We start from the raw sequence: 9,176 nt of genomic DNA, 5'->3' as shown, positions 1-9,176 counted from the left end.
TTCAGCCATCTCCTCAGGCGTCACACCATCCCAACGACACCAACCACCCAGCAGACACGCCACTCACGAATGAAGATGACCAAGCCCTACTAGGGAGTGTTGTGAAAGTGCACTGGTGGGCGACTGAATCCTGGTAGGCCAGTACAGTCGCGGGCATGGTGAAACCAGTGCTGCGGGCAATCGAAGATGACGGGCGCGCTGTGGACGATCCGACCGAGGACGCCCTGCACGACCTGTTGGCTGATATGAACCTGCGTCACCGGTTCGTGATCCTTAGCAGGCTCGACCTGGAGCCTGTGGATCAGCACTACATGCAGGTGTACCTGAATGACGACATGAGCTACCAGGTGGAGTACCGCGAAGGCAGCGCAGACAAGCACTTCCAGGCTCACGTCCCAAGACCACATGAGATCATCGGCCCAGAGCCGATTGCCAAAGTGATGATGGACTGGGCGCACGATCGCCAGGGTTGGCGTGAGGCGATGGCATGGCTTCCGATGCCCTGTTAGAGCACCGTCACAGCCACTCGTTGATCGCTGCGACCAGAACAGTCGCCTCATAGCGGACGGCGAGTTTGTCGTACCGCGTGGCGACGGCCCGGTGACGCTTGAGACGGTTGATCCCGCACTCGACCGCGTGCCGCTGCTTGTAGTCGTCCTTGTCGAACTTCGGCGGCCGCCCACCGTACGATCCGCGCTTGAGGCGGTTGCGGACACGGTCCGCCGGGACCGGGATGGTGGCCTTGTCCCGCGTCTGCGCAGGTAGGCGCGATTGTCGCGGGAGTCGTACGCCTTGTCGGCCCGGACCCGGTCCGGACGCTTGCGCGGCCTGCCGAGCCCCAGCCTCGGGACCCGGATGGCTTCCAGGACCGCTTTGAAGTGCGGGGAATCGTCCCGCTGCCCGGCCGTGACCACGACGGACAAGGGCTTCTGCCCCTGCTCGACCGCGAGGTGAATCTTGCTGGTCAGTCCGCCGCGGGATCGTCCGAGTGCGTGGTCGGCCGGCTCGACGAAGACGCCGCCGGGCGGTTCCTTCTGGAGGTCCCCCTTTTCGCCGCTCCGGCGGCGTGCTGGTGGGCCCGGCAGACGGTGGAGTCGACGTTTACGTCCCAGGTGATCAGGCCCTGGGCGTCGGCCTCGGCCTGGAGTTGGGTGAGGATCCTCGCTCAGGTACCGTCCCGCTGCCAGCGCCGGAACAGGTCATAGACCCGGTCCCACGGCCCATAACGTTCCGGCACGTCGCGCCAGGGCGCGCCAGTCCGGGTCCGCCACCGTATGCCGTCTATCAGCTGCCGCCGCGTCCACACCTGCGGACGACCCGGCTTGATGCCCAGCGGCAACAGCGGCTCCAGCCGGGCCCACTGCCCGTCCGTCAGATCCCCACGTCCCACAGGACGTGATCATCGACGAACAAGATCCACTTTCGCGACAGGCCCTAGGCCTGACGGCCTTGCCCACCGACCATCGACGGTCGAGCACGAGCGGCAGCTGGTGACGCGGCCGCGCCCGGCCCTCAAGCGGGCCGGGCGCGGGGCGCGTTACTACGCAGGGACACGTACGTCCTCGGCGGGGATGGAAGCACCGTGCTGCTCGACGCCTCGGGCGATGAAGTAGTAGAGCGCCCCGGAGACGAGGAGTCCGACGATGAACGCGAGGTCGGCGCCGCCGAGGGCCTTCGTCACCGGCCCCGTGTAGAAGCTGAGGGTGACGAAGGGGACCATGGACACGAAGCCGCCGAAGTACGCGGTCAGTCCGCGCCAGGCCCAGTGGCCGTAGCCGCCGTGCGGATCGGTGATGTCGGCGACGGCATAGCGGCCACGCCGGACCACGTAGAAGTCCACGAGATTGACGGCGGTCCACGGCACCAGCAGGTAGCACATGACGGCGATGAAGGTGTGGAAGCTGTGCATGTAGGCGGCGGGCATGCTCAGGGCGATGCCCAGTCCCACCGCGCCCACCGCGCATACGCCGACGACGCGGAGCCGCAGGGTGGGGTTCACGCGCTTGATGCCGTCCAGGACCGTGGTGGCGCTGAGCATCGCTCCGTAGGCGTTGACGCCGGAGGTGCCGATCAGTGCGGGCAGGGTGGCCAGGACCGCCACCGCGCCGAAGCCGGGGAAGACGGTGTCGCCGACCAGTTGCAGCTGGCGCAGCGCGTCCGGCGCCGGGACGTAGGAGGCGAAGATCGCGCCGAGGCTGCCGAGCCAGGCGGCACCGGTGAATCCGCCGAGGAACGTCCAGCCGATCAGCTTGCCGTCCGGGATGTTCTCGGGGAGGTAGCGGGAGTAGTCCGAGACGTAGATGCTGTAGCTGATCTGATAGCCGCCCGCCGCGGCGAACTGGGCGAGGAAGGCGGCGCCGGAGAATCCGGTGGCGACGGGAGCGGCGTCGCCCATCGGGTAGTACAGGACGGCCGCGACGGTGACGACCGCGAAGATCGTTATGGTGAGGTAGCTGAAGTAGCGCTGCACGGTGTGCAGGAGGTCGTGCCCGACGACGGCGATCACGACCGCCACCACCGCCAGGACGACGTACCAGATCTTCTCGCCCGGCAGGAACATCGACAGCGCGTCGCTGGCCAGCACCATCTGGAAGACGTTGTAGCCGATGTAGATGAAGACGGCCATGGCCAGCGGGAAGATCGCTCCGCGCGAACCGAACTGGGCGCGCGACTGGATCATCTGGGGGAGGCCGAGGCGGGGGCCCTGGTTGGCGTGCAGTGCCATGAACAGGGTGCCGAACGCCATACCGGAGATGACGGCGATCAGCGACCAGCCCATGCCCAGTCCCATGGACGGGCCGAGGAAACCGATCAGCATGGACGGCAGCATGAAGCCGCCGGTCAGCCAGAACGGGCCCTGGTGCCACGCCTTGCCGTGGCGCTCAGTGGAGGGGACGTGGTCGATCGACCGTCTCTCCACACCGTCCATCGAGGCACCCGAGGGGTTGTGTGCCATAACGGTTTCCTCCTGCTTTGTGCACGACGCGAAAGGGGTCCTTGGTCCAGCGGGGTGTGTGATGCTTCACGGGAGGGGCACCGCGAGCGCTGCGGCGCCCTGTCGTTCGAGTGGGTCAGCCGGCCCGGCGGAGGCTCGGGCGGACCGACTCGGCGCCCTGGTGTGCGGCGACGTTGACTCGCTCCTGCCAGCGCTTGGACCGTCCGGCCGCCCAGACCAGGGCGGAGCGGACGTCGGCGATGGGGCGCGGCCAGCGGGTGCCGACGCGGCCGTACAGCCGGGAGTAGCGCTGGGTCGCGTCCGTGACCGGACGCTGGCGCGCCTCCCAGGCCAGCAGCCCGCTGGGCACGTCGATCTGGCCCTCCAGCATCAGGGCCAGGCCGTAGCCGTTGGTCATGGCCAGGCAGGCGGCCTGTCCGAGGTTGGGCGACATGGCGCTGGCGGAGTCGCCGACGAGGGCGACGTGCCCGTTGACCCAGCGGTGGCAGCGGACATCGGAGAACGAGGCCCAGCGGGAGATGTCCGGGATGCGGTCGAAGATGCTCCGCAGGTGCGGGAACGACTCGATCCATGACTCCTTGTTGAACGGCCGCTCGCGTCCGAGGAGGTCGCTGGAGGGGCAGCAGGTGTAGATGTAGACCTGCTCGGGGGTGACGGGGACGACGCCCACGCGCCGGCCGCCGTTCCAGTACTCCAGGGCGTTGCCGACGGGGTCGTGCGGCAGCCTGGGGATGAGGCTGCGCATACAGCCGTCCTCCAGGTCGCGGACGACGAGGTTCAGACCGACCGAGTTGCGCACGGGCGAGCCGACGCCGTCCGCGCCGACGACGAGGTCGGCCTTGAGGACCTTGCCGTTCTCCAGGATCAGCTCGCCGTCGGGGTTGGCGCCCGCGACCAGCGAGTCGGTGACGATCTCGACCCCGGCCTTGGTGGCCGCGTTGGCGAGCGCCTGGTGCAGGTCGGGTCGCAGCACGGTGAACAGGCGGGTGTCGCCGCCCTTCATCCAGTCGTCCTGGAGACGGCGCCGGCGCTCGTCGTAGAGCCGCCAGCTGTCGATGCGCTCGGCGCGGTGGACGGCTTCGTCGAAGGCGCCGATCTCCTCGAGGACGCGCAGGGCGTTCTCCCACATGAAGATGCCGGCGCCGATCTCGCGCAGCTCACGGCCGCGCTCGTGCAGGCGCACGCTCCAGCCGCGCTGGGCCAGGGCGGTCGCCGTGGTCAGGCCGGCGAGGCCGCCTCCGGCGATTTCGGCGTGACGGGTGGGCGATGACATGGGGCCTCCATGCAGAAGTGACGAGTGCGGGTGTCCAGACGCGGTGTCCGGTACGGCGATGCCGTGGGAGATCACCGGGCGAGCGGTCGCGGTAAGGCCGCACATTTCGCGGTGTTCGAACGGAATCAGTCATCGGATGCCCTGTCAAGGGTTGAATCCGTTACGAGTGGCCGCTCTACGGGTTGAATTAGTCATTGACATGCGACGTAGCGCGCGATTACGTTTTCGCTTCAACGAAAGCCCCCGTCGGGCAGACCATCGAGGAGGCGTACATGAGCCAGGGCACCGCGGAACTCGTCCTGATCTCGGACAAGTTGATCCGGATGGCCGAGGGCGAGCCGATGGGCCCCGGCTTCGTCGCCGTACGGGACGGGGTCATCGTCGCCACCGGCCCCAAGGAGGACGCCGGCGCCCACACCGGACCCGGCACCCGGGTGCACGATGTCGGCGACCGCCCTGTCATGCCGGGCTTCGTCGACGTGCACGCCCACATGGAGGTCGCCGCCCGTACGCACTACCAGACCGTCGACTGCCGGGCACCGCGCTGCGGCTCCGTCGCCGACGTTCTCGCCACTCTCCGCGCACACCTCGACGAGGCGGTTGACGGCTGGCTGGTCGGCCAGGCCAACCTCTTCTTCGACCAGAAGCTCACCGACAAGCGCCTGCCGACCCGCGCCGAGCTCGACTCGGTCAGCACGGAGGTGGCCATCGCCGTACGCGCCGGGGGCCACATCACCGTCCTCAACAGCCGCGGCCTGGAGCTGGCCGGCATCGACCGCGACTACCGCGAGGCCGAATACAGCATCACCGGACTGCCCACGGTCCTGCGGGACGACTCCGGGGAACCCACCGGCGTCGTCAAGGAGATGGACAACCTCCTACCGCTCCCCAGGCTCTCCGGCAACGCGCTGCACCACGCCCTCAAGCGCGGCGTGCGCGAGCTGTTCACGGCCCACGGAGTGACCACCATCGGCGAGATCTCCGAATCGGTGGACGGACTGCGGGCCATGGACCGCCTGCACCAGGACGGCGAGTTGGGCACCCGGCTGCGTATCTATCTCTGGGCTCCCGGCACGGTCTCCCTGGACGAGGCGTGCACCCACCGCGAGTGGCTGGACCTCAACGCTCCCGAGGAGCTGCTGCGCATCCACGGCGTCAAGATGTTCGCCGACGGCGGCTACTCCGCCGCCAGCGCCGCCGTCAAGCAGCCCTACGTCAACGACGACCACGCCGGCCACCGCCACTGCGGCGAAGTGGCCCTGCGCCCCGATCAGATCGGTGAGGCGCTGCGTCGTACCGCAGAGGCCGGCCTCCAGCTCGCCGTCCACGCCAACGGCGATCGGGCCCAGGAAGAGGTCTGCGAGGCCGTCGCCGCCGCGGGCGGTGCCCCCGCCGGAGTCCCCGCTCCCCGCGTCGAGCACGCCGGCAACTTCCTTCCGGACCCGGCGGCGACCGCACTGTGGCGCAAGGCGGGCATCATCCCCGTCCCGCAGCCGGTCTTCCTCTACACCTTCGGCGACTTCTTTCCCGCCTACCTCGGCGACTACGGCCGGCTCGGCCGCTTCCCGTTCCGGCGCCTGCTGGACGAGGGCTGGCCGATCACCGGCAGCTCGGACGTCTGGATCGGCTCCGAGGAGCGCGCGACGAACCCCTTCTTCAGCATCTGGTGCACCCTGCGCCGCCAGTCGTTCCTAGGCGAAATCCTCGACGCCGACCAGGAGATCACCCTCGCCGAGGCCCTGCGCATGCACACCATCAACGCCGCCCGGACCCTCGGCGAGGGCGACAGCTACGGCTCTCTGGATGCGGGCAAGCACGCGGACGTCATCGTCCTGGACCGCGACCCCTTCGCTTGCTCAGAGGACGAACTGCTCGACGTCCGCGTCGACGAGGTGTATCTCGCCGGGCGCCTCGTCCACGAAGCCGCACCGATACGATGACTGCCATGCACGGCCCCTCTCACCTCGTCTCCAGCTTCCTCGACGGCTCGCTGCCGCTGCCCGACCAGGACGAGGTGGACTCGCGGCTCACCGAACTCGACCGCCAACTCATCCGCCTCCTCCAGGCGGACGGACGTCAGTCCTTCGCCGGCATGGCCCGCGACCTGGGCGTACCGGAGAAGACGGTCCGCCGCAAGGTCAACCAGCTCCTCGAGGACAACGTCATCCAGATCACGGCGGTCGCCGACCCCGGCCTCCTCGGCTTTCCGGTGATGGCCCTTGTCGGCCTCAGCTTCGACGGCGGCCAGGCTGTCAAACCGCTGATGAACTCCCTCGCGGAGCTGCCCGCCGTCGACTACGCCGTCATCACCACGGGCCGTTACGACGCGCTTGTGGAGGTGCTGTGCCGTGACACGGCGGAGCTGCTGACCGTCGTCCACGACACCCTGACCCGGACACCGGGCGTCGGATCGGCCGAGGTCTTCCCCTACCTCCAGCTCCACTACCAGGAACCGGCCTGGGACGTCGCCCAGGACAAGGCTGCGCCGGAGCGGACGGAGGAAGGCGACAGCACACAGGCCGCCTCACTCGACGCCACCGACCGGCAGATCATCGGGGAACTCAGCCTGGACGGCCGGCTCCCCTTCCAGGGCATCGCGGAGACGGTGGGCATCTCCGAGTCCCAGGTCCGCAAGCGCGTCACCCGCATGCTCGGCGACCGCGTCCTGCGCATCACCGCCATCGCCAACCCGCGTAGCCTCGGCTTCGAGATGCAGGTCTGGGTGGCCATCCGCGGCCGCCCAGGGCATGGCGTCGAAGCCCTCGCCCAGCTCCTCACCAAGATCCCGTCCATCACCTATGTCGTGGCCTGCGCCGGCCGCTTCGACATCTTCGCCGAGGCCGTCTGCCGCGACGCCCAGGACGTCATGCGACTGATCGACTCCGAGATCAGAACCCTGCCGGGCGTGGAACAGACCGAACTGCTCATGTGCCTGGACCTGTACTACCGGGCCGTGCGTCCCGCGGAACGGCGGACGTGAGGCGGGGTCGTCGCGCGCCCCGTTTCCTTCGCGCCTGAGGCACCGCGGGGCGACCGCTCTGGATCCGTACAAGCCGGTGATTGATGGCATCCTCCGCGGGGATCTGGATGCGCCGCGCAAGCAGCAGCGTACCGTCACCCGGATCTTTCACCGCCTGGTCGAGGAACATGGGGCGGGCGCCTCCCACGGAATGGTCCGCTGCTACGTCGCCGGCCCGAAGCCGGAGATCCTGGCTCAGACCATCGCCCGCTACGGCCGCGTCGACCTCCTTTGCGTCGACGAGCTCGGCTACATGGAACTCGACCGCCACGGCGCCGAACTCCTCTTCCAGGTGTATACCGAGCGTGAAGAGAAGAACAGCGTCGCCATCGCCTCGACCGAGTCCTTCGGCAAAGCGCACTTGTTCCGGCGAACCCGGGGAGCCGATATGAAGGACGGCGGACCTTTTGGGATGTTCGGGATGCGGTTCCTGCTCGTCGGCGTCGTACCGATGTACGCGGCGGGCGTGTTCCTGCTGGTGCTCGTGTGGGCGGGTGCGCCCGGCCGCCCACGTTTCGCGGACGCCTGGGAGACCGTCGCGGACCGACTGCGGGCTGGGGGTGCGGTTCTTGGCGGCGTAGTAGGTGCTCGTCGCGATCTTCAGTGCGTGGCTGGTCAGGACTTTGCAGATCGGCTCGACTCCGAACACCTGCCGGTGGGCGTAGATGAACGCTACGAGCGCTTCGACGGCCGGTCGAGCTCGGCCGCGAAGAAAGCCGAGGCCGCCTTGAGGATCTCATTCGCCTGACGCAGCTCGGCGTTCTCGGCCCGCAGTCGTTTGATCTTCGCGGCCTCCTCCGAAGTCACCCCGGGACGCCTGCCGGTGTCGACCTCGGCCTCGCGGACCCACGTCCGCACCGTCTCAGCGGAACCGATGCCCAGCTTCGCAGCGACCGCCTTCATCGCGGCCCACGCAGCTGGGTAGTTGGGGCGGACCCCCGCGACAATGCGCAGCGCACGCTCACGCAGCTCGGCAGGGTAAGGGGACGGACGGGCCATGACTCGATCCTCTCAGGGAATCGAGCCTCCATCAGACCCGGAGCGCTTCAGGGTCACAGCTCCCGCCACTGACCCAGCTCGCCAGGCGCCCTGGTCTGGATGAAGTTGCGAAGGAGGGTCCAGGCGCGATCGACAGCGACGACGTAGTGGCCACTGAACACGGCCAGGTCGTCCATGATCGGCACTTCCACGGCCACATCCGCTGCGGCGGTGCCATCGCCGACGAGTGGGGACGACTTCTCAGCAGCGTCGAACAGATGGATGACTGTTTGATCGTCTTGGGAGCCCAGGGTCAGCAAGGGAAACTCGCGGCCCGGCAGGCGGACTTCCAGATACCCCTGACCACGCGAGCGCAGTGCGGTGATGTGATCCGTCAGATCCGCAATGTCGGGGCTTTGCTCAGGCGGGGAGTACTGTCGCGATTCGGGGTCCGTCGCTGTCCACGAGACGTCCATCTCTGCATCCTCCTGCTGCCTAGCATCCTGCTGGGCACTTTAGGAATGTCCTGATCGGCGAAGGCGCCGGTAGCAGAAGCCGCGTCCTGGTGACTTGGTGGTAGCCGAGGGTGCCGGTCGAGCGGGAAGCTCGCAGGAATCGAAGCCCTGCAGCCGTTCTCGGTCCCGCGGCGAGAGACAGGAGTCACCCGCGGGTCAGAGCCATGAACACGTGCTCAACCTGTCCATGGAGCGCGGCTACCAAGACGTCGTTCTCGTCGGAGGTGCACTCCATTACCAGGAAGCGGTGATTGAGGCGTCCCTCGCCCGGCGCCAGCGGCCGCACGCGTACGGGTTGCACATCCGAAGGCAGCATCATCGGGTGGTCCTGACGTGCACTCGGTTCCCATGTCCACGTCCCGGACTCGATGACGAAGTGTCCACGTGTCCATCGAGCTGCGTGGGGAGTTTTCAAGAGGCACAAGACCTTGATCC

Annotated in this window: 7 protein-coding genes and 3 pseudogenes; 4 read left to right on the top strand and 6 right to left on the bottom strand. The window is 68.0% G+C overall.

Annotated features, from left to right (window positions below; all coding sequences use genetic code 11):
- Nucleotides 1–155 precede the first annotated feature (155 nt).
- Entirely contained in the window at nucleotides 156–509 is a 354-nt protein-coding gene (locus ACFRAC_RS36350) for a hypothetical protein (protein ID WP_135794693.1), read from the top strand.
- A 7-nt stretch (nucleotides 510–516) separates the two neighbouring features.
- Here the strand turns inward: ACFRAC_RS36350 and ACFRAC_RS36345 are convergent.
- From ACFRAC_RS36345 to ACFRAC_RS36335, 3 genes and pseudogenes are all read right to left on the bottom strand, one after another.
- Nucleotides 517–1,390 (bottom strand): annotated as a pseudogene (locus tag ACFRAC_RS36345) (IS5 family transposase).
- Between the two features lie 150 nt (nucleotides 1,391–1,540).
- Nucleotides 1,541–2,956, bottom strand: a complete 1,416-nt coding sequence (locus ACFRAC_RS36340; protein ID WP_382939500.1) for a purine-cytosine permease family protein — start codon at nucleotides 2,954–2,956, stop codon at nucleotides 1,541–1,543.
- A gap of 115 nt (nucleotides 2,957–3,071) precedes the next feature.
- Nucleotides 3,072–4,229 carry an FAD-dependent oxidoreductase gene (locus ACFRAC_RS36335; protein WP_382939497.1) on the bottom strand — a complete coding sequence of 386 codons (1,158 nt, stop codon included), beginning with the start codon at nucleotides 4,227–4,229 and terminating at the stop codon, nucleotides 3,072–3,074.
- 272 nt (nucleotides 4,230–4,501) lie between these two features.
- Between ACFRAC_RS36335 and ACFRAC_RS36330 the strand changes: the two genes are divergently transcribed.
- The 3 genes and pseudogenes from ACFRAC_RS36330 to ACFRAC_RS36320 all read left to right on the top strand — a co-directional run.
- A complete protein-coding gene (locus ACFRAC_RS36330) occupies nucleotides 4,502–6,169 on the top strand; it encodes an amidohydrolase (RefSeq protein WP_382939495.1) in 1,668 nt (555 codons plus the stop codon).
- 5 nt (nucleotides 6,170–6,174) lie between these two features.
- Nucleotides 6,175–7,209 (top strand): Lrp/AsnC family transcriptional regulator, encoded by a 1,035-nt coding sequence (locus ACFRAC_RS36325; protein WP_382939491.1) that lies wholly within the window; start codon nucleotides 6,175–6,177, stop codon nucleotides 7,207–7,209.
- A 229-nt stretch (nucleotides 7,210–7,438) separates the two neighbouring features.
- A pseudogene (locus ACFRAC_RS36320) lies at nucleotides 7,439–7,597 on the top strand (ATP-binding protein); the annotation flags it as partial.
- Between the two features lie 186 nt (nucleotides 7,598–7,783).
- On the opposite strand, the pseudogene ACFRAC_RS36315 reads toward ACFRAC_RS36320, so the two are convergent.
- The 3 genes and pseudogenes from ACFRAC_RS36315 to ACFRAC_RS36305 all read right to left on the bottom strand — a co-directional run.
- A pseudogene (locus ACFRAC_RS36315) lies at nucleotides 7,784–8,247 on the bottom strand (IS3 family transposase); the annotation flags it as partial.
- A 53-nt stretch (nucleotides 8,248–8,300) separates the two neighbouring features.
- Nucleotides 8,301–8,702, bottom strand: coding sequence for a hypothetical protein (locus tag ACFRAC_RS36310; protein WP_382939488.1), 402 nt, complete (start codon nucleotides 8,700–8,702; stop codon nucleotides 8,301–8,303).
- Between the two features lie 184 nt (nucleotides 8,703–8,886).
- A partial coding sequence (locus ACFRAC_RS36305) for a hypothetical protein (RefSeq protein ID WP_382939484.1) occupies nucleotides 8,887–9,176 on the bottom strand: 290 nt, incomplete at its 5' end.

The organism is Streptomyces sp. NPDC056628 (genome assembly GCF_042792555.1).
Taxonomy (GTDB): domain Bacteria; phylum Actinomycetota; class Actinomycetes; order Streptomycetales; family Streptomycetaceae; genus Streptomyces.
This window is presented reverse-complemented; position numbering and strand designations above follow the sequence as displayed.

Excerpts from the sequence above, each read along its gene's own strand:
- ACFRAC_RS36350 (WP_135794693.1), top strand. The coding sequence starts at position 156 with ATGGTGAAACCAGTGCTGCGGGCAATCGAAGATGACGGGCGCGCTGTG.
- ACFRAC_RS36340 (WP_382939500.1), bottom strand. The coding sequence starts at position 2,956 with ATGGCACACAACCCCTCGGGTGCCTCGATGGACGGTGTGGAGAGACGG.
- ACFRAC_RS36335 (WP_382939497.1), bottom strand. The coding sequence starts at position 4,229 with ATGTCATCGCCCACCCGTCACGCCGAAATCGCCGGAGGCGGCCTCGCC.
- ACFRAC_RS36330 (WP_382939495.1), top strand. The coding sequence starts at position 4,502 with ATGAGCCAGGGCACCGCGGAACTCGTCCTGATCTCGGACAAGTTGATC.
- ACFRAC_RS36325 (WP_382939491.1), top strand. The coding sequence starts at position 6,175 with ATGCACGGCCCCTCTCACCTCGTCTCCAGCTTCCTCGACGGCTCGCTG.
- ACFRAC_RS36310 (WP_382939488.1), bottom strand. The coding sequence starts at position 8,702 with ATGGACGTCTCGTGGACAGCGACGGACCCCGAATCGCGACAGTACTCC.